We start from the raw sequence: 18,605 nt of genomic DNA, 5'->3' as shown, positions 1-18,605 counted from the left end.
CGTGAGCGCCCTCGTGACGCTGGCCCTGACCGGCCAGAACGAGACCGTGCGCGACGGCGCTCTGCTGATCGCCCTGCCGGTCGCCCTGCTCGGCGGGCTCGTCTCGTTCTTCTCGCCCTGTGTGCTGCCGCTGGTTCCGGGCTACCTCTCCTACGTCACCGGAGTCGCCGGCACCGATCTGGCCGACGCCCGGCGCGGGCGGATGGCCACCGGCGCGGCGCTGTTCGTCGTCGGCTTCACCGCCGTGTTCGTCTCCGGCGGGGCGCTCTTCGGTTTCTTCGGCTCGACCCTGCAGGAGTACAAGGACACGCTGTCCAAGGTGCTCGGCGTGCTCATGATCCTGCTGGGCGTGTTCTTCATGGGGCTGATGCCCTGGCTGACCCAGCGTGAGTTCCGCTTTCACCGGCGGCCGGCCGCCGGGCTGATCGGCGCACCCCTCCTCGGTGCCCTGTTCGGCATCGGCTGGACACCCTGCATCGGCCCCACCCTCGCCTCCGTGATCGCCCTGTCCTCCCAGCAGGCGAGCGCCGGCCGGGGCGCGATACTGACCGTCGCCTACTGCCTCGGCCTCGGCGTCCCCTTCGTCCTCACCGCCATCGCCTTCCGCAAGGCGCTCGGCGCGTTCGGCTGGGTCAAGCGCCACTATGTCTGGGTGATGCGCATCGGCGGCACGATGATGATCGTGACCGGTGTGCTGCTGCTGACCGGCGCCTGGGACAGTCTGGTGCAGCAGATGCAGACCTGGTCCAACGGCTTCACTGTGGGGATCTGATCGATGAGCACGACCGAAACCGACAACAGCCGGGACCACGGCAGCCAGGACCAGGAGGACCTCGGCGCGGCCGGCTCCCAGCTGTCCACCGCGCCGGCGGAGGAGCTCTCCGCCGCCCCCGGCCTCGGCGTCATCGGCTGGGCCCGCTGGTTCTGGCGGCAGCTGACCTCCATGCGGGTCGCGCTGCTGCTGCTCCTGCTGCTCTCGCTCGGCGCGATCCCCGGCTCGCTCATCCCGCAGTCCGGCGCCGACCTGAACAAGGTCGACGACTTCCGCAAGGCCCACAAGACGCTCGCGCCGATCTACGACAAGCTCGGACTGTTCCACGTCTACAGCTCGGTGTGGTTCTCCGCGATCTACATCCTGCTGTTCGTCTCCCTCATCGGCTGTATCGTCCCGCGCACCTGGCAGTTCGTCGGCCAGCTGCGCGGCCGGCCGCCGGGCGCGCCCAAGCGGCTGACCCGGCTGCCCGCCTACACCACCTGGCGCACCACGGCCGAGCCCGAGCAGGTCCGCGAGGCCGCGCTCGCCCTGCTGAAGAAGCGCCGCTTCCGCGCCCATGTCGCCGGTGACGCCGTCGCCGCCGAGAAGGGCTATCTGCGCGAGCTGGGAAACCTGGCCTTCCATATCGCCCTGATCGTGCTGCTGGTCGCCTTCGCCTCCGGCCAGCTGTACAAGTCGGACGGCACCAAGCTGGTCGTCGAGGGCGACGGATTCTCCAACTCGCTTCCGCAGTACGACGACTTCAAGTCCGGCAGCCTGTTCCAGAACGACGACCTCGTGCCGTTCAGCTTCAATCTCAAGGAGTTCAAGGGCACCTACGAGGTCACCGGTCCGAACAAGGGCACACCGCGCACCTTCGAAGCGAACATCGACTACAGCGAGGGCGCGTACGGCAAGGAGAAGCCGACCACCATCAAGGTCAACCAGCCGCTGCACATCGGCGACTCCAAGGTCTACCTCGTCAGCCACGGCTACGCGCCCGTCATCACGGTCCGCGACGGCAAGGGCAAGGTCGTCTACCGCCAGGCCGTACCGCTGCTGCCGCTCGACGGAAACGTCACCTCCAACGGCGTGGTGAAGGTGATGGACGGCTACAGGAACGGGCAGGGCCAGTCGGAACAGCTCGGCTTCCAGGCGTTCTTCGTGCCGACCTTCAACCCGAAGGCGGGCACGATGCTCTCGCAGTTCCCGGCGCTGGTGAACCCGCTGCTCGCGGTGAACGCCTACCACGGCGACCTCGGCGTGGACTCGGGCATCCCGCAGAGCGTGTACCAGCTGGACAAGACGCACATGAAGGCGTTCAAGGACGGCAAGGGCCAGCTGTTGAAGAAGCTGCTGCAGCCGGGCGACACGCTCACGCTGCCGAACGGCGCAGGGTCCCTCACCTTCGAGAAGGACATCAAGCAGTGGGCCGGCTTCGAGATCGTCCAGGAGCCCGGCAGCGGCTGGGCACTCGGCGGTGCCCTCACCGCGATCTTCGGTCTGGCCGGCTCCCTGTTCATCCAGCGGCGCCGGGTCTGGGTGCGCGCGGTGCGCGGCGCCGACGGCGTGACGGTCGTCGAGATGGCCGGGCTCGGCCGCAGCGAGTCCGCCAAGGTGCCCGAGGAACTGGGCGACCTCGCCGGAACCCTTTACGACCAGGCGCCGGGGGCACCCGAACCCGACGACGACTCCGCAGAATCCCCCGACACACCAGTCGTACCTGCCGAAGGGGCTGAGAAGTGACTCTCGCCGCCGCAACCAACGAACATCTGGCGAGTATCAGCAACACGCTGATCTACTCGTCCATGGCCGTCTACACCCTGGCCTTCTTCGCGTACATCGCCGAATGGCTCTTCGGCAGCCGCAGCAAGGTCGCCCGCACGGCGGCCGCGCTGACGGCGGAGACCCCCGCGAAGGCTCCCGCCGTCACCGTGCAGCAGGCCGGCGCAACGGCCGTGCTGGAGCGGCCCAAGGTCGTCGTCCGCTCGGCGTCCGGCGCCCGCGATGTGCCGGACGGGCCCGGCGCGCACGGCGGGGACGTGCAGGGCGACCTGTACGGCCGGATCGCCGTGTCCCTCACGGTGCTCGCGTTCCTGGTGGAGCTGAGCGGTGTCGTCGCCCGCGCGGCCTCCGTGCAGCGGGCGCCGTGGGGCAACATGTACGAGTTCAACATCACCTTCTCCACCGTCGCCGTCGCGGTGTACCTGGCGCTGCTGGCGCTGAAGAAGAACGTGCGCTGGCTCGGCCTGTTCCTGATCACCACGGTCCTGCTGGACCTGGGCCTCGCGGTCACCGTCCTGTACACGGCGAGCGACCAGCTGGTCCCCGCCCTGCACTCGTACTGGCTGTACATCCACGTCTCCACCGCGATCTTCTGCGGCGCGGTGTTCTACGTCGGCGCGGTCGCCACGATCCTGTACCTGTTCAAGGACTCGTACGAGAACAAGCTGCAGACCGGCGGCAAGCCCGGCGCCTTCGCCACCTCGGTGCTGGAGCGCCTGCCCGCCTCGGCGTCCCTGGACAAGTTCGCGTACCGGGTGAACGCGGCGGTGTTCCCGCTGTGGACGTTCACGATCATCGCGGGCGCGATCTGGGCGGGCGACGCCTGGGGCCGGTACTGGAACTGGGACCCGAAGGAGACCTGGTCCTTCATCACCTGGGTCGCCTACGCCTGCTATCTGCACGCCCGCGCGACGGCCGGCTGGAAGGGCCGCAAGGCCGCCTACCTGGCGATGATCGCCTTCGGCTGCTGGCTGTTCAACTACTACGGCGTCAACATCTTCGTCAGCGGCAAGCACTCCTACGCGGGCGTGTGAGCCGAGAGGCGCCCACACTGGTGTCATGAGCGGTTCCATCGCACAGGGCACCAGCCAGACCCACGGGAACACGCACATACTCCACTTCCTGGTGCGGCTCCCGAGGCCCATGGAAGACGTCTGGCCGGCGGTGGCCACCCGCGAGGGACTCACGGGATGGTGCACCGCCGTCGACGTTCTCGAACCCCGGCTCGACGGCGCGGTCGTACTGGGCGAGCTGGGCTCCGGCCGGGTCACGGCCTGGGACGTGGACCGGGTCGCGGAGTACGGCATCGAGGGCGGCGGCCGGATCCGGTTCCATCTGGAGCGGGACGGGGACACGGCCAGCGTGCTGCGCTTCACCCGTGAGTTCCGGGGCGAGACCGACTCGGAGTCCGCCTGGCGGATCAGATTCGAACGCCTTGTCGAATACGTGGCGCGTTCCTAGGCCAGGGCGGCGCGTTCCCGGGTCAGGACACCGCCGACAGGCTGCCGTGAGCCACCGAGGTGATACGGTCGCGCAGCCGCTCGACGTACAGCCGCAGGTTCTTCGCCGCCACATCCGTGTCCGGGTACCGGCTCGCCAGCCACAGCCCCTCGTGCAGCCGGTTCACCCACACGCACACCTGATCGCCGTACGACACCCGCAGCAGCGCGTGCGCCCGCTGCTCGGCCCAGCGCTCGGCGCCGGGGACGGCCCGGGTGTCGACGTAGGAGACGATCGAGTACAGATCCGGCGAGGTCGGCCGGAAGTCCGCGCCGAGCAGCCTGATCACCCGGGCCAGCGGCATCCGCGCCAGCGACCGGTTGGCCTGCAGCTCGGCACGCACGGAGCGCAGCGCGTCCGGGAAGCCCGCCGTCCGGCCGACCGGGACCTCGATGGGGGCGCCGCCCACGTACCAGCCCACCGAGTCGCTCCACCGCGACTTCACCCGGGTGTGGAACGGCACCACGGTCCGGTACACCGAGTGCCCGCCCAGCTCGTGCACGATCAGCCCGGTCGCCGCCAGCAGACCGACCAGACTGCCGCCGTAGGGCCTGCAGTACGCCTCGAACGCCGCAGCTTCCGCCGCGTCCGCCAGCGGCTCGCACAGCATCCGCTGCCCCGGCAGCGGGCCGTCCGGCTCCAGACCGAGGTCGACGGGGAAGCTCGGCAGCCTGCCGTCGCAGCGCCGGATGAACTCGCGCCAGCGGTCCACGATCGCGTGCCGGCCGTCGATGGCGTCCGCGTCGGCCCGCTCGATCTCGCAGAAGTCGACGTAACTGGCCGCCGGGGCGAGGGAGCCGGGCGCGGTGCCGGCCAGGCCGGCCGTGTACAGCTCGTGCACCTCGGCGGCGATCCGGGTCAGGGAGTAGGCGTCGACGTTGCTGTGGTCGAAGGCCATGTACACGCTGGCGCCGTCGTCGCGTACGACCGCGGTGTAGATCAGGTTCGGCCAGCGCAGCGCGTCCGCGACGGTGTCGAAACGGTCCTGGAGGTGCCGGACCAGCTCGTCCGCGTCGTCGAAGTCGCCCGCCTCCTCGCGCTGCAGGGACACATCGGCGGCGTCGAGGGTGAACCGGCGCAGCTGGTCGTCCTCCCAGCGGAAGCCGCTGCGCAGCGTCTCGTGCCGTACCGTCCACGTCCGCAGCGCCTCCTGGAGCACGCCGAGGTCGACCGGGCCCGGCAGGTCGAAGGCGGTGCCGAGCCAGGTCGGCACGAACAGCCCGTCCTCCCGGACACACTTGGCGGTCCTGATGTGGGACTCCTGGATGTAGGCGGGGGGCCGGGAGTCCTCCGGGAGCGCCGTCGCCGCCGCCACGGTCGCCGGGCTCAGTGTCCACTCGACGAGCCGTCCCGGCCGGACCTCGCAGCGCTGGATGTCAGTGATTCGCACGCGTCTCCCATCACAGAAAAGGGGCCCTGCTTACGGGCCCCCCTCAAGGCAATGCCGCGAGACGCGGCCGGGATATGCGCGTCTGGTTCATTTCACTGGAATGGCTGGCACTTGGAACGCGTGAGCGATTAACTCACGGTGTCCGGTCGGGGATGCGCTCAGCCGACGGAGATGGAGTCGAGCTTCTCGCGCAGATACACATGCGAGTCGACCGGCGGATACGCCACCCGGCCCACCGGTGCCGGCGCGGACTCCACGAGGGTGCCCGGGGTGCACTCGCCGAAGTACACGAGCGACATCAGCTCCTCAGCCGGGGCGTCGACTGGCGGCGGCAGCACCCGGTGCCGCCCGGACCGCCACCGGTCGCCGGTCCAACGGGCCAGCAGATCACCGATGTTGACAGTGAACGCGGCCGGGTCGTAGGGCGCGTCCTCCCACCCGCCCGCCTCGGTGTAGATCTGCAGCCCGCCCTTCCCGGCCTGCCGGTCGAGGATGGTGACGGTGCCGAAGTCGGTGTGCGGCCCGATCCGGAACTGTCCCGGCAGCGGCTCGCCGACCACCTCGGTGCCCGGGTACCAGTTGATGTTGAAGCCGTACGTCGGATGGTCCATGTGCCGGGAGAAGAAGTCGCGTTCGAGCCCCAGCGCACAGCCGAGCAGCGACAGCAGCTCCTTCTCCAGGGCGGCCATCCTCGCCAGGTACTCCTTGCCGAGCGTCTTGAGTCCGGGCACCTCGGCGGGCCACACGTTGGGCGCGTACCACTCCGCGTTGACGACGGGGTCGTCGAAGGGCTCGTCCGTGGCGAAGGTCAGCGACTCCTTCAGGTCGGGCGGTGTCTCGGTGCCCTCCGCGTACCCGTTGGCCTCGGCGCCGGGACCGAGCCAGCCGCGGCCGCCGACCTTCGCGGCGTAGCGCCGCTTGACGTCGTCCGGAAGCCGGAAGAACTCCCGAGCCGCCTCCCGGACCCCGGCCCGCAGTCCGGACTCCACCCCATGCCCGGTGACCAGCAGGAACCCGGCGCTCCGCAGCGCCTCGTCGACGGTACGGGCGAGAGCGGCGCGAGCCTCGCCGTCGCCGCCGGACCAGGGACGCAGATCGATGGTCGGAACACACGCGTCACTCACCGATGTCCTCATTCCACAGCTCCGTGCCTGTTCCTGATCCATACGTTCACTCTCCGGCAGCGCAGACGACGGGGCAACGTGCGGACAGCGGCGCGTGTCCCGTCGATTCCCCTCCCGTCGATTCCCCTCCTGTCATGCCACGAATTCTCGTGACATGACGCGAAGGGCTGCCGCTGGCTGAATCGAGGGCGACGCCCGGGCGGACGGACGCCTCGGGCGATGGTCCGAAAGGAGAGAAACCATGGCTGCCCTGACTCGTGTGCACAGGATCGCGATCGCGGCCGTCTCGGCCTTCGCGGCGCTGGTCGGTGCCGGATCGGCTTTCGCGGCATCGGGTGCCACCACGCTGGCCGGTGACCCCTCAGGGGCCAAGACTGTGCACAGCGCCTCGATGAGAAGCGTGCTCAGCCTCAGCGCGCCTGCGTACCGCTACAGGAGGTGACCCATGGCGGCGGCTTCCGTCCCTCTCCGCCTCGCAGGGCACGGGCTGGGCAACAGACTCGCCTTCGAGCGGGATCCACTGGGTTTCCTGCTGCACCAGCGGCAGTACGGAGATCTGGTCCGCATCGACGACGAGCTGTACATGGTCAACACGCCCGCGCTGGTGGAGCAGGTGCTCAAGAACACCAACAGCACCTTCAGCATCACCCGGGACCTGCTGGGTGAGGAGATCGACGGAAGCCGTGCCTCGGAAGATCTCGCACAGTGGATGCGCGCCCGTCACGTCGCCGGGCGCGGCGTGAACCGCAGCGGTCTGCGCGCTGCCGGGGACCGGATGGCGGCGGTCGTGGCCCGGCACGCCGAGGCGTGGCGGGATACGGGAACCATCGACGCGATCACCGCGCTGGAGGACCTCAGTGCCCGCCTCATCGCCGAATTCTGCCTGGGCCCCGACCCCGGCCGGGTTCCGGCGCTGGTCGCCCGCCTCCAGGACGCACGCCTGCCCGGCGCCCTGCCCTGGCCTGGCTGGGCACCCAGCCTGCGCGGACGGCGCCTGCACCGCGTGGAGCGGGAACTGGCCGCGGACGTGTCCCGCCTGATCGAGGAGCGCGGGACCCGGCCCGAGGGCCCTGCTTCGGTGGTCGTCGACCAGCTGATCGACGCGTGCGGGCAGGGTGTGCTCACCCACCAGGGCGCGGTCGGCGTCGTCGTCTCCACGCTGTTCGCCGCGCACGAGACCACCGCTGCCGCGCTGGCGTGGCTGTTGCTGTTGCTGGACCGGCATCCGCAGGTGCGCCGACAGGTCGTCGACGAGGTCGACCGGGAGCTGGGCGGGCGCCTTCCGACGGCAGGCGATCTGCCGCGGCTGGCGATCACCGGGGCGGTCGTGAAGGAGACGCTGAGGCTGTATCCGCCGCTGTGGTACCTGGAGCGGACGGTCGCAGAACCCGCCGAACTCGGCGGCCACCGGCTGCACCCGGGCCAGCGGGTCGGCCTCAGCCCGTTCGCGCTGCACCGCGATGCGCGCCTGTACGACCAGCCCGCCACGTTCCACCCCGCCCGCTGGACCGACCGCCCGGCGCACACGCGGCTGCCCGGATACGCGTACCTGCCCTTCGGCGCAGGGCCCAGGATGTGCCTGGGCGCGCACTTCGGGACGGTCGCGATGACCACCACCACCGCCACCCTCACCGCCGGCTACCAGGTCACCCGGGCAGCCGACTGCACGCCGACCTTCGACACCCGGACCATCCTGCAGCCCCGCGGCCTGACTCTGGACATCACCGACCGCGCTCCGATGTCACGAACTTACCGGTGACTGTTCCAGGACCGCGTAGTCGGCGAAGCGGCGGCGGTAGCGGGTGTGGCGGGTCTCCTGGGTGTGCAGGCGCTGCTACTCCTCCTGGACGATCGAGTACGACACGTAGCGGAAGATCCGGCGGACGTTGTGGTCGGTCCCGTCGCCTTGGGCGCGAGCCTCCTCCCGGAGTACGACGAGTTCGGTGCAGGCCGGGCAGCCGGGGACCGGAACAGGCGGCAGGCTGATGTCCTCGATCCCATAACACCTGCTCTCCGAGCGGGCGTTGACAGCCCGCACCGCCGCGCTCAGCCGCTCCGTCGGAGTCGCCTGCGTTCCCGTTTCGATTCGCTGTGCGTTGTGTTCGACCATGCCCACTCCAGGAACCACTTCGTAACTCTGGGTGTATTGAGCATGACGCAGGGGAACCGTCGGTATCAATGCTCTGCCCGTGCCACGGGTGCCTGTCACGGAGGGGGACGACCTGTGACCACCAACTGGTATCCGCAGGTGGAGCATCCGGATTGGTTCAAGCGCAGGGCCGAGATGGACGAGCGGGCGCTGGGGCTGCGCGAGTATCAGGAGCGCGTCGTTCCTGGGCTGTTGCAGGGGCCGGGCTATGCGCAGGCCCTGTTCTCACAGGTCGCGAGAGACGAGAGTTGTCTGCGCAATGGGGTCGGAAGTCCGGAGGTCATGCGTGAGCAATGCGCGCATCTGCTGAGCGTCGGGCAGCGCCCTAACATCCGTATCCAGGTTGGGCGGACATCCCGTCAGCTCGCGAGTCCGCCGCTCTGATCAGCGACGTGATGGAGGGGTACGAGCACTGTGAACAGGAACTGCCTCAACGCGGCGACCTGGATCAAGAGCAGCTACAGCGACAGCAACGGCGGCAACTGCGTCGAAGTCGCCCCCGAGTTCACCTCCGCCGTCGTCCCCGTCCGTGACAGCAAAACCCCCGACGGCCCGGTCCTGATGATCCCTCGTTCCGCCTGGTCGGCGTTCACTTCGTCTCTGCGCTGACCGACCTCCAGATCCTGTCCGGCAGGACCACCGCGGCCTCGTCCAAGTCGACGTCGTCGATCCCGGACAGCCAGCGGCGGGCCACCGCGACGACCGGGCCCAGGATCAGTGATTCGAGCAGCGGCGCCGGGAGCGGAGCCAGCTCGCCGGAGTCGACGTGACGTTGCGCCCACTGGGCCAGCGGTGACAGCCGGGCCTCCTGCGTGTCCCGGAGCCGGTTGCCGTCGGCCATGCCCTGGCGGTCGGCGTAAGAGGAGTGCAGGAGGCGGGCGGCCTCCCGGTGCTCCTGTGCGAAGGCCAGGTAGGCGCCGACCAGCGCACGGATACCCGTGTGCGCGGTACGGGTGTGCTCCAGAGCCTTCACCAGCTCGCCCAGCAGTCGCTCCAGCCAGCGCATCACCAGGGCGTTCATCAGCCCGTCGACACTGCCGAAGTGGTGGTAGAGGCTGCCGAGGCTGACCCCGCTCGCCCTGGTGAGCGCCGCGACCGTCAGCCCCTGCTCGCCCGACTCGGCGTACACCCGCAGGGCGGCGTCCAGGAGCTGTTCGGCGGTGGCCTCGCCACGCTTCTGCTTGGGGCTCATTCTGAAGTACTTTTCTAGAAAGATATTTTAGTTTCTGTGGGCTGCCGGCCCACACTGGTTGCCTCATCCTCACATTCAGGAGCGGCTCATGTCGTCACCCGAGAACCCAGGAACCCCCGAGAAGAAGCAGGGCCTCGCCTGTCTGGGCGTGCTCGGTGTCATCGCCTTCGTCGTGTTACTCCTGGTGTTCACCAACCGGGGCGGTGGCAGCGGCGACTCGTCCGACGACACGGCCGCGTCACCGTCGTACCCGACCGCCACGGCGACCGACGACCCGTACACGAGCACTCCGTACCCGAGCGACCCGAGCAGCAGCGACCCGTACAGCGCCGCTCCGGACACGAGTGACTCGTACAGCAGCGATCCGTACGGCACCGACGACCCCTACGGCACCCCGAGCCCGGACCCGAGCCCCTACACCTCGGGCACCTGCCTCAACGGCACCTTGCCGGACTCCACCACCGCGCAGTCCGTCAGCGGTGTGGACGAGGTCTCCTGCTCCGCGTCCGACGCGCACTACAAGGTGATCGAGACGATTCCGCTGACCTCGGACATGAGCCGCTGCAATGACAACCCCCAGACTCAGTACGCCTTTTCCTCGCGGTACACGATCAACGGGTCGACCATCAACGAGTATGTGTACTGCCTGGTGGGCCTCGGGTCCTACGCACGCTGAAGCAGAAGCAGGGGGAAAGAGTTGAACGGGGAACACAACGGGGTCGAGCCGCTGGAAGGGGACGATCCCCGGCGGATCGGACCGATCCCGCTCGTCGGACGGCTCGGCGCCGGCGGCATGGGGCGGGTCTACCTCGGTGTGCACGAGGGGCGGTACGCGGCCGTCAAACAGGTCCTGCCGTCGGTCGTCGGCGAGGACAAGGACTTCGTCCGCCGCTTCGGACACGAGCTGGACAACCTCTCCCGGCTGCCCGCCGGGGCCACCGCACCGCTGCTCGCCGGGGACCGGGACGCCCGCCCGCCGTGGTTCGCCACGGCGTACGTCCCCGGGCTGACCCTGCGCGAGGCCGTCGAGGCGCACGGCGGGCCGCTGCCGGCCGAGTCGCTGTGGCTGCTGCTGCGGCAGGCGGCGGAGGGGCTGGCGGCGGTGCACGGGCTGGACATGGTCCACCGGGACGTCAAGCCGTCCAACGTCATGCTGACCCTGGACGGGGTCACCCTCATCGACTTCGGGGTCGCCCGGGCCGCCGAGCAGAGCCAGCTGACCCGGACCGGCATGGTGGTCGGCACCCCGGCCTACATGTCGCCCGAACAGGCCTCCGGCGCCCGCCGGCTGACCGGTGCGGTGGACGTCTTCGCGCTCGGGTCCGTAGTGGCGTACGCGGGGTCCGGGCGGCCGCCGTTCGGTGACGAGTCGGGGCACGGGGTGCTGTACCGGATCGTGCACGAGCAGCCCGATCTGGACGAACTGCGGTCCATGGACGCCGAGTTGGCCGACCTCGTCGACTCCTGCCTGGACAAGGACCCGGAGGGCCGCCCCACCGCGTCCGAGCTGCTGGAGCTGACCGCCGGCCACGCACCGTCGTCCGACGCACCGCTGTGGCCCACGGTCATCACCGAACGCCTCACCTCTCGCGCGCAGTTCGCGACACAGGTGCCGGAAGTGCCGGAAGTGCCGGAAATGGAGGACCGGACGGTTCCGGCGTCAGACGGAACAACCGGGCCGGAGCCCCAAGGCGCCGCCGGGCCGGAGTCCGAGCCGCAGGTCGTCGTGCGGCCCGGCGCCGGGCGGCCCGAGCGGGAGCGGCGGCGCAGGCCGCTGCTGGTGGCCGTCGTACCGATCGTGGTCGGTGCCGGTGTGGCGACCCTCGCCTTCCAGCTGGCCCCGTACACCACCGACACCCACCACAACGGCGCCGCAGGCACACCGGGCGCCTCCGTCTCCGCGTCGGCCGGTGCCACGCCCGGCGGATCCTCGCCGAGCCCTTCCGGAAAGCCGACGCCCGGCAAGAACGGCTCGGCCTCCCCGGCGAGCGGGAAGAAGCAGGACGGGAAGAACGGGGAGAGCGGGGAGAACGGGAAGAACGGGGACTCGAAGACGGACCCGCAGGGCACGGACGGATCCGGCACCGGGAGTGCCGGCACCGGAGGGAACAGCTCGGGCGGCTCCGGAAGCTCCAGCGGCTCAGGCGGGCCGAGCGGCTCCGGTGGGTCGAGCGGCTCCGGTGGCAGCAGTGGTGGCTCGTCCGGCGGGGGCACCAGCCCCGGTTCCGGCACGTTCCGGCTGAAGAACGGTGAGAACGGCAAGTGCCTGACCCAGGTCTACGGCTCCACCGGTCTCGGCAGCTGCTCGGACGCCACGGCCCGCTGGACCTTCCGCAGCGCCGCCGGTGGCAGCGTCAAGGTCGTCAACGTCTCGACCGGTTCCTGTCTGAGCGCCAACGGCAACGGCCAGGCCGTCTTCGTCGGCGACTGCTCGCAGGGCGGCAGCAACCTCCGCTGGGCCACGGGCTCCGGCGACTCCTTGCGCACGGTCTACGACGGCGGCTGCCTCGACCTCGCCTTCGGAGGCGGTGTGGCCGAGGCGAGCTGCCAGTCGGGGGCGTCCTCGCAGAGCTGGGCCCGGACGTGACGACGCCGGCTGTCTATCCGCTGATGATTCCCGTGATCGCCCGTACGGCCTCGGCCACCGGCTGGCCGACCGCTCCGACGGCGGCGGCGATCCCGGCGATCGCCCGCAGCGCCCGGTGCCGCTCCAGTGCGGGTACGGCGGCGTCGGTGCTCAGGGCGGGCAGGGACTCGTCCAGGAGCTGGGCGTCGGGCGCCGGCACCTGAGACCGCAACTCGGCGGTCAGCCGGGTCAGTTCGGCGAGCGCGGCGACCAGGGCCGGGTCCTGCTGCCCGGCTCCGGCGCCGCCCTCGTTCCTGACGATGCCCTGGTTGCCCTGGCCGCCGTACATGTTCACGTTGTCGCCGTAGAAGTAGTTGTTGCCGCTCATGCGCCGATCCCCACGTTTCCGCTGCCGCCGTACATGTTGACGTTGTCGCCGAAGTAGTAGTTCTTCGGCGAGACGGTGAGGCTCTGCACCGTCACCTTGAACTCGGTGTCCGGGTGATCGATGGCGTAGGAGATCTGGCCGACGATCTGGTCCAGCTGGCGCGGGTCCTGGCTGGTGACCAGCGCGGTGGACGCGCCCGACGTCTCGACCGCGAGGACGTGGTGCGCGGAGGCGGTCAGGACGGACAGCATGTCGATGAGGAAGAAGATCTCGGCGACGGCGGCCACGCTCCAGATGAAGGTGACGTAGCCGGCGGCGCCGGAGTTCTGCTCCCCTCCACCGCCCAGGGTGAGGGAGGGCAGGCTGGGCAGCATCGCGATGAACCCGATGACCAGTGTCCCGGCGGTGTACCGCAGAAACCGCAGCACCGCCTCCTTGCGCTTGGGGCGCAGGATGAAGGAGTAGACCCGGGCTATGTTGTGCAGCGGGTACACCGCCGCGCCGATCCACAGGATCCGCTTGCTGACCCGGAGATCGAGCCGCGTCGGCGCCGGATACGGCGGGGGTGCGGGGACGTCCGGCATGGGCGGTGCGGTGGCGGGCGCGGCGGGCGGCGTGGTGGGTGCGGCCGCCGACGGGGCGGTGGGTGCGGCCGCCGGGGTCGGCGGGACGGGTGCGGGCGGTGGCTGCTGGGCCGGGTGTTCGGGCGGCTGGCCGTTCTGCATCTGCTTCTGTCCCCCAGAGGTCAGGCGATACCTCGCAACTCAGTGACGACCATTAACAACACCCCTGGCGGGGGGATGGCAAGCCGTTATGGACGGTGAAGTGCCAGCTGAATGGGGGGACTTGATGGAGACGGAGTCAGTCGGCGACGCGCAGCAGCAGCTTGCCGGTGCTCGACCGACCGCCCATCAGCCGGTGTGCCTCCGCCGCGTCCGCGAGGGCGAACTCGGCCGTCACCGGCAGTGCCACCGTCCCGTCGGCCGCCTTCGCGAACGCCTGCCGCGACAGCCGGCGCAGCGTGTCCGGCGCGCCGGCGGCCAGGGTCAGGATGGAGAAGCCGGCGACCGAGGCACCGAGCGGGGCGAGCTCCGCCTGGCCCACGGTCCACGGCTCGGCGCCGCTCGCGTTGCCGAAGGAGACCAGGCGCCCGAAGACCGCCAGCGAGGCCAGTCCGGAGCGCAGCGTGTCGCCGCCGACCGGGTCCAGCACCAGGTCGACGCCCCGCCCGCCGGTCGCCTCGCGCACCGGCTCCCGGAAGGCGCCGACGAACACCTCGTCGTAGCCGTGACGCTTGGCGTGGGCGGCCTTCGCAGCCGAGGACACCACGCCGTACACCGCCCCGGCGCCCGCAGCCCGCGCCAGCTGACCGACCGCCGTGCCGATGCCGCCCGCCGCGCCCTGCACGAGCACGGACTCGCCGGGCTGGAGCCGGCCGACGGTGTGGACGAGGGCGTACGCCGTGGGCAGGACCGCCGGCAGGGTCGCGGCGGTGCGCAGATCCAGTCCGGCGGGGACCGGGAAGACGGTCGTCGCCTCGGCTGCCACCACCTCCGCGTACGCGCCGCCCTGGGTGAGCGCCACCACCTCCTGACCGACGGCCAGGTCCGTGACGCCGGCGCCGAGCGCGCGGACGCGGCCGGAGACCTCCACGCCGGGGACGTACGGCAGCGCGGGCACCCGGTAGCCGTCCGCGCGGGCCTTCAGATCGGCGAAGTTCACGCCGGCGTAGGCCACGTCGACGCTCACCTGGCCGGGGCCCGGCTCCGGTGTCTCGGCCGTCACCAGCCGCAGCACTTCGGGACCGCCGTACTCCTGGAACTCCACCGCGCGCATGCCGTACCCCCGACTCCACTCATGTGTTCCATCGAAAGCGAACACCCACCAGTGTGCAGCAGTTTCGCCGCACGGGGACGGACCGATGGGTTCCGTTCTTCGCTGACATACCTTCATATGTCGTTCTGTTCAAGTTAGTTGGACGTTCCATCCGGCGGCGTCCGGGCGGCGGACGATCCTGTCCCCGCTGACGCAGGAGACACGGGTGGCCACAGACAGAGCCGAGACCGACAGACCCCGTCAGAGCGGCGAGCCGCGCCTGCAGGTCGGCGCCCCCGCCGTCGTACCCCCGCCGCGATCCCGGGCACGCCGATTGATCCCCCGCCTCGTCGCGGCCGTCACCGCCCTGTGCGCGATCGTCGTCCTCGTCCAGGGACACCCCGGGCTGCCCTTCGAGCGGATCGTCACGATCGAGGCCAAGATGGCCTCCAAGGCCGACTACTTCGAGGACCCGGAGGTCCAACGGCTGCTGATCCGCCACGGCTTCCGGGTGCACATCACCCGCATAGGGTCGAGGGGCATCGCCACCCAGAGCTACGACGGCTACGACGTCGTCTTCCCGTCCGGGCAGCCCGCCGCCGACCTGATCACCAGGAGGCGCGCGGCCGAGGGCCACCCGGCGACCACCTACCGCCCCTTCGTCAGCCCGATCGTGCTCGGCACCTACCGCGAGTACGCCGAGACGCTCCAGGACGCCGGGATCGCCACCCCGTTACCGGGCGCGCCGGCCGGGCAGAAGCCGCTCTACTACGCGCTGAACATGGAGAAGTTCCTGCGAGCGACCGCCGACGGCGTCCGCTGGGACGCGCTGAAGATCTCCCGGCACGGCATCCACAACGGCAACAAGGTGCTCGCCCAGACCGCCGACATCTGCGACGCCAACTCCGCCGGAACGTATCTGGGCCTCGTCTCCTACGTGTGGAACCACGACAACATCCCGCAGAGCCCGGCCGAGGCGACCCGCTTCGCCGAACAGATCCGGCTCCTCCTCAACGACCAGGGCATGCCGTCCTCGGAGAAGAACGAGACGTACGTCTCCGCCGAGGGCAAGAGCATCGCCCCCATCGCGGTGATCTACGAGCACCAGTTCCTGGCCCACCAGATCGCCGCCCAGGACGACACCGGGCACATCGACAGCGAACGGGTGCTGCTCTACCCGTCGGCGCGGTTCGTCACCGAGCCCCAGCTCATCGCGCTGACCCCGGCCGGCGACCGGCTCGGCGCCCTGAGCACGACGGATCCGGCCCTGCAGAAGCGGGCGATGGAGCTGGGCTTCCGGGTCCGGGACGCCCAGGGCGACGAGGCCACCAGCGACGCGCTGACCCGGTTCCTGCGCGAGCGGCACATCCAGGTGCCGGTCCTGTCGGCCGACGACACCAAGGCGGTACTGCCCCGGCTCGACCTGCTGGAGCGGATGATCGAGAGCGTTGGCGACTGCGCCCCGGTGACCCAGTCGGCAGCCGACGGGGACGCGCCATGACGGCCCGCGACCGACGGCGACGCACCCCGACGGCCCGCGCTCTCCTCCCCCTCCCCCTGGCCTTGGCCCTGTGCCTGGCCCTGCTCGCCGCGCTGGTCTCCTGCTCCGGTGGCGGCGGCGGTCCGGACACCTCCCTGCACGTCCTGGCCAGCGACGAACTCGCCGACATGAAGCCGCTGTTGGACCAGCTCGCGAAGGACACCGGGGTCCGCCTGGACATGGACTACGAGCCGACCAACGACGCCGGCGACACCCTGCTCACCGGCCGCCGCTCCTACGACCTGGCCTGGCTCTCCTCCGACCGCTACTTCCGGCTGAAGGCCAAGAAGGCCGCCGCCGGGACCCACCCGGCCGCCATCGCGCAGAGCACCTCGATCATGCGCTCCCCGGTCGTCGTCGGCCTCACCCAGGACGTGGCCCGGCAACTGCGCGACAAGGCCCCCGGCGGCCGTCTCTCCTGGGCGGACATCGCCGACGCGGCCGCCACCGGCACCGTGCGCTTCGGCATGGCCGACCCCCGGCACAGCAACAGCGGCCTGGCCGCACTGGTCGGTGTCGCCACCGCCGCCGCCGGCACCGGCAGCGCGCTGCGCCCCACGGACGTCAGCTGCGACCGGCTGCGCGGCTTCCGCTCCGGGCAGACCCTCACCGCCGAGAGCTCCCACGCCCTGCTGGACGCCTTCGCCGCCCGGCCGGGCCGTACCAACGCCCTGATCACCTACGAGTCCGAACTGCTCACCCTGAACGCCTCCGGCCGGCTGAAGCAGCCCCTGGAGATCGTCCACCCCGCCGACGGCATGGTCCTGTCCGACTACCCGCTGCTGCTCCTCGACCCGGCCCGTCGCGCCGCCTACGACCGCGTGGTGGCCTGGCTCACCGGGACCGGCCACCAGCGGGACATCATGCGCCGGACCCTGCGCCGCCCGGTCAGCACCGCCGTCCCCCGCGACCCCCGGCTCGCCGCCCCGCTGGACAACGCGCTGTACTTCCCGGACGACCCGGCCGTCCTCGACCGGCTCCTCGCCGACTACGGCGACCCCCGGCGGCGCGTCGCCGACCAGGTGATCTTCCTGCTCGACTTCTCCACCTCGATGCGCGGCGCCCGTACGACCGCGCTGCGCGCCGCGTTCGCCTCGCTCAGCGGCGCGGACTCCTCCGCCACGGCCAAGTTCGTCCGCTTCTACCAGGGCGAGCGGCTCACCGTCGTCCGCTTCGGCGGCCGCCCGCTGGCCGAACACACGGTCACCGTGCACCGCCCGGCCGACCTCGCCGCCCTCACGGACTTCGTCGCCCACGGTGGCTACGACGACTCGACGGCCGTCTGGACCGCCCTGGACCACGGCTACGGCGATGCCGAGCAGACCCTGCGCGCGGACCCGGGGCGCACGGTGTCCCTCGTGCTGATGACCGACGGCGAGAACAACGCGGGCATCGACCGCGCCTCCTTCGTCAGCCGCTACCGGGCCCGCCCGGCCGACGTCCGCGCCGTGCACACGTACCCCGTCCACTTCGGCGAGGCCGACGCGGCCGAACTCCGTGCGGTCGCCGCCCTGACCGGCGGCCACATGGTCGACGCCGCCGCCCCTGACTCGTCCCTGTCCAGCGCGTTCAAGGAGATCCGTGGCTGTTCTTGACGGCACCTGGTGGAGCGTCTGGTGGGGCGCGATGGTGTGGTGGCTGGCCGCCTTCGCCGGTCTCCTCGTGCTGGCCGCGCTGGCGCTGCGCCGTGGCCTGGGCCGGCTCGGCAGGCCGGCCGAGGATCCCAGCTACCAGCCCCTGTACCTCGACAACGACGCGGTCATGGGCCTGTTCAAGATGGGCAACTACAAGTCGGCGATGCGCCGGGAGGTCGAGGAGCGGCGGATGCGCAACGCCGGCTGCCTGGCGGCGATTCCCCTGCTGTCCCTGCTGTTCAAGGTGACGGGCGGCAGCAGCACCGAGGTGGTCGCCAAGTACGTGGAGAGCAGTGAGCCGATATCGGTGATCGGTCTGCTGCTGTCCGTCCTGCGGCGCAAGGACGCCCTGGTCGAGGTGGAGCTGGGACGGAACTCCGGGACCGTCACACCGAACCATGTGCTGAGCCGGAAGCTGGCCGGCTCCGGCGCGCCCGCCGGCGCCGCCCGGGAGGTGGTGCTCACCGAGATCGGCGAGTTCGTCATGGTCACCGGCCGGTTCGAGGCGGTGGCCGCGCGGGGCGAGACCCTGGTGATGCGGGCACCCTACGGGGACGGGGAGTCCTCCGCGTATCTGCGGGTCGTCATGCGCGGCGACGGGCTGCGCAGACCCGACCGGAAGCTGCCCGGCGGCCAGTTCCCGGCCCACTGCCTGGGCAAGGTGACGAGCTGGGACCCCGAGGCCCGTGAGAGCGTGCTGGAGTACCCCATCGCGGTGTTCCTCTGAGCCGTGTTCCCCGGAGCTGTGTTCCCCGGAGCTGTGTTCCT

18 protein-coding genes and 2 pseudogenes are annotated in these 18,605 nt (G+C 70.6%); 13 read left to right on the top strand and 7 right to left on the bottom strand.

Annotation, left to right across the window (positions count from 1 at the left end):
* Nucleotide 1: 1 nt before the first annotated feature.
* From M878_RS66745 to M878_RS66730, 4 genes are read left to right on the top strand one after another with little or no spacing between them, the layout of a single operon-like run.
* Entirely contained in the window at nt 2-772 is a 771-nt protein-coding gene (locus tag M878_RS66745) for a cytochrome c biogenesis CcdA family protein (RefSeq protein WP_023547566.1), read from the top strand.
* 3 nt (nt 773-775) lie between these two features.
* A complete protein-coding gene (gene resB, locus M878_RS66740) occupies nt 776-2,500 on the top strand; it encodes a cytochrome c biogenesis protein ResB (RefSeq protein WP_023547565.1) in 1,725 nt (574 codons plus the stop codon).
* Nucleotides 2,497-3,573 carry a c-type cytochrome biogenesis protein CcsB gene (gene ccsB / locus M878_RS66735; protein ID WP_023547564.1) on the top strand — a complete coding sequence of 359 codons (1,077 nt, stop codon included), beginning with the start codon at nt 2,497-2,499 and terminating at the stop codon, nt 3,571-3,573. The genes resB and ccsB overlap by 4 nt, the downstream gene beginning before the upstream one ends.
* A 25-nt stretch (nt 3,574-3,598) precedes the next feature.
* A complete protein-coding gene (locus M878_RS66730) occupies nt 3,599-4,000 on the top strand; it encodes an SRPBCC family protein (RefSeq protein ID WP_023547563.1) in 402 nt (133 codons plus the stop codon).
* Nucleotides 4,001-4,022: 22 nt separating this feature from the next.
* Here M878_RS66730 and M878_RS66725 read toward each other — a convergent pair whose 3' ends face one another.
* Both M878_RS66725 and M878_RS66720 read right to left on the bottom strand, forming a co-directional pair.
* Nucleotides 4,023-5,429, bottom strand: coding sequence for a condensation domain-containing protein (locus M878_RS66725; RefSeq protein WP_023547562.1), 1,407 nt, complete (start codon nt 5,427-5,429; stop codon nt 4,023-4,025).
* A gap of 158 nt (nt 5,430-5,587) precedes the next feature.
* Complete coding sequence (locus tag M878_RS66720) at nt 5,588-6,553, bottom strand: isopenicillin N synthase family dioxygenase (RefSeq protein ID WP_023547561.1); 966 nt, start codon at nt 6,551-6,553, stop codon at nt 5,588-5,590.
* 241 nt (nt 6,554-6,794) lie between these two features.
* On the opposite strand from M878_RS66720, the gene M878_RS66715 reads away from it, so the two are divergent.
* Nucleotides 6,795-6,995 carry a hypothetical protein gene (locus M878_RS66715; RefSeq protein WP_023547560.1) on the top strand — a complete coding sequence of 67 codons (201 nt, stop codon included), beginning with the start codon at nt 6,795-6,797 and terminating at the stop codon, nt 6,993-6,995.
* 3 nt (nt 6,996-6,998) lie between these two features.
* On the top strand, nt 6,999-8,312 hold the full coding sequence (locus tag M878_RS66710; protein WP_023547559.1) for a cytochrome P450: 1,314 nt from the start codon (nt 6,999-7,001) through the stop codon (nt 8,310-8,312).
* Nucleotides 8,313-8,387: 75 nt separating this feature from the next.
* On the opposite strand, the gene M878_RS99900 is transcribed toward M878_RS66710, so the two are convergent.
* Nucleotides 8,388-8,663 carry a hypothetical protein gene (locus tag M878_RS99900; protein WP_023547558.1) on the bottom strand — a complete coding sequence of 92 codons (276 nt, stop codon included), beginning with the start codon at nt 8,661-8,663 and terminating at the stop codon, nt 8,388-8,390.
* 123 nt (nt 8,664-8,786) lie between these two features.
* Between M878_RS99900 and M878_RS66705 the strand changes: the two are divergent.
* Together M878_RS66705 and M878_RS000000101435 are read left to right on the top strand one after the other, a co-directional pair.
* A pseudogene (locus M878_RS66705) lies at nt 8,787-9,235 on the top strand (Scr1 family TA system antitoxin-like transcriptional regulator); the annotation flags it as partial.
* Nucleotides 9,201-9,311 (top strand): annotated as a pseudogene (locus tag M878_RS000000101435) (DUF397 domain-containing protein); the annotation flags it as partial. The pseudogenes M878_RS66705 and M878_RS000000101435, both read left to right, overlap by 35 nt.
* Here the strand turns inward: M878_RS000000101435 and M878_RS66695 are convergent.
* Entirely contained in the window at nt 9,292-9,894 is a 603-nt protein-coding gene (locus M878_RS66695; RefSeq protein WP_023547555.1) for a TetR/AcrR family transcriptional regulator, read from the bottom strand. The pseudogene M878_RS000000101435 and the gene M878_RS66695 sit on opposite strands and share 20 nt — an antisense overlap.
* Before the next feature lie 88 nt (nt 9,895-9,982).
* Between M878_RS66695 and M878_RS66690 the strand changes: the two genes are divergently transcribed.
* Nucleotides 9,983-10,570: an LppU/SCO3897 family protein gene (locus M878_RS66690; protein ID WP_023547554.1), complete on the top strand. Its 588-nt coding sequence runs from the start codon at nt 9,983-9,985 to the stop codon at nt 10,568-10,570.
* A 21-nt stretch (nt 10,571-10,591) separates the two neighbouring features.
* A complete protein-coding gene (locus M878_RS66685; RefSeq protein ID WP_023547553.1) occupies nt 10,592-12,481 on the top strand; it encodes a serine/threonine-protein kinase in 1,890 nt (629 codons plus the stop codon).
* Between the two features lie 13 nt (nt 12,482-12,494).
* Here M878_RS66685 and M878_RS66680 read toward each other — a convergent pair whose 3' ends face one another.
* From M878_RS66680 to M878_RS66670, 3 genes are all read right to left on the bottom strand, one after another.
* Nucleotides 12,495-12,848, bottom strand: a complete 354-nt coding sequence (locus tag M878_RS66680; RefSeq protein ID WP_023547552.1) for a hypothetical protein — start codon at nt 12,846-12,848, stop codon at nt 12,495-12,497.
* On the bottom strand, nt 12,845-13,573 hold the full coding sequence (locus M878_RS66675) for a DUF6232 family protein (RefSeq protein WP_023547551.1): 729 nt from the start codon (nt 13,571-13,573) through the stop codon (nt 12,845-12,847). Before M878_RS66675 ends, M878_RS66680 begins: the two co-directional genes overlap by 4 nt.
* A 136-nt stretch (nt 13,574-13,709) precedes the next feature.
* On the bottom strand, nt 13,710-14,684 hold the full coding sequence (locus M878_RS66670) for a quinone oxidoreductase family protein (RefSeq protein ID WP_023547550.1): 975 nt from the start codon (nt 14,682-14,684) through the stop codon (nt 13,710-13,712).
* 205 nt (nt 14,685-14,889) lie between these two features.
* On the opposite strand from M878_RS66670, the gene M878_RS66665 reads away from it, so the two are divergent.
* The 3 genes from M878_RS66665 to M878_RS66655 are packed head-to-tail and all read left to right on the top strand — an operon-like array spanning nt 14,890 to nt 18,564.
* A complete protein-coding gene (locus M878_RS66665) occupies nt 14,890-16,164 on the top strand; it encodes a hypothetical protein (RefSeq protein ID WP_023547549.1) in 1,275 nt (424 codons plus the stop codon).
* Complete coding sequence (locus M878_RS66660; RefSeq protein WP_023547548.1) at nt 16,161-17,798, top strand: vWA domain-containing protein; 1,638 nt, start codon at nt 16,161-16,163, stop codon at nt 17,796-17,798. Before M878_RS66665 ends, M878_RS66660 begins: the two co-directional genes overlap by 4 nt.
* Entirely contained in the window at nt 17,785-18,564 is a 780-nt protein-coding gene (locus tag M878_RS66655) for a hypothetical protein (RefSeq protein WP_158692699.1), read from the top strand. Before M878_RS66660 ends, M878_RS66655 begins: the two co-directional genes overlap by 14 nt.
* Nucleotides 18,565-18,605: the final 41 nt, after the last annotated feature.

The sequence above is a fragment of the Streptomyces roseochromogenus subsp. oscitans DS 12.976 genome (assembly GCF_000497445.1).
GTDB classification, from domain to species: Bacteria; Actinomycetota; Actinomycetes; order Streptomycetales; family Streptomycetaceae; genus Streptomyces; species Streptomyces oscitans.
This window is presented reverse-complemented; position numbering and strand designations above follow the sequence as displayed.

What these genes read in the sequence shown, in the direction of transcription:
- resB (WP_023547565.1), top strand. Translation starts at nt 776, where the DNA reads ATGAGCACGACCGAAACCGACAACAGCCGGGACCACGGCAGCCAGGAC.
- M878_RS66730 (WP_023547563.1), top strand. Translation starts at nt 3,599, where the DNA reads ATGAGCGGTTCCATCGCACAGGGCACCAGCCAGACCCACGGGAACACG.
- M878_RS66715 (WP_023547560.1), top strand. Translation starts at nt 6,795, where the DNA reads ATGGCTGCCCTGACTCGTGTGCACAGGATCGCGATCGCGGCCGTCTCG.
- M878_RS66710 (WP_023547559.1), top strand. Translation starts at nt 6,999, where the DNA reads ATGGCGGCGGCTTCCGTCCCTCTCCGCCTCGCAGGGCACGGGCTGGGC.
- M878_RS99900 (WP_023547558.1), bottom strand. Translation starts at nt 8,663, where the DNA reads ATGGTCGAACACAACGCACAGCGAATCGAAACGGGAACGCAGGCGACT.
- M878_RS66695 (WP_023547555.1), bottom strand. Translation starts at nt 9,894, where the DNA reads ATGAGCCCCAAGCAGAAGCGTGGCGAGGCCACCGCCGAACAGCTCCTG.
- M878_RS66690 (WP_023547554.1), top strand. Translation starts at nt 9,983, where the DNA reads ATGTCGTCACCCGAGAACCCAGGAACCCCCGAGAAGAAGCAGGGCCTC.
- M878_RS66680 (WP_023547552.1), bottom strand. Translation starts at nt 12,848, where the DNA reads ATGAGCGGCAACAACTACTTCTACGGCGACAACGTGAACATGTACGGC.
- M878_RS66675 (WP_023547551.1), bottom strand. Translation starts at nt 13,573, where the DNA reads ATGCAGAACGGCCAGCCGCCCGAACACCCGGCCCAGCAGCCACCGCCC.
- M878_RS66670 (WP_023547550.1), bottom strand. Translation starts at nt 14,684, where the DNA reads ATGCGCGCGGTGGAGTTCCAGGAGTACGGCGGTCCCGAAGTGCTGCGG.
- M878_RS66660 (WP_023547548.1), top strand. Translation starts at nt 16,161, where the DNA reads ATGACGGCCCGCGACCGACGGCGACGCACCCCGACGGCCCGCGCTCTC.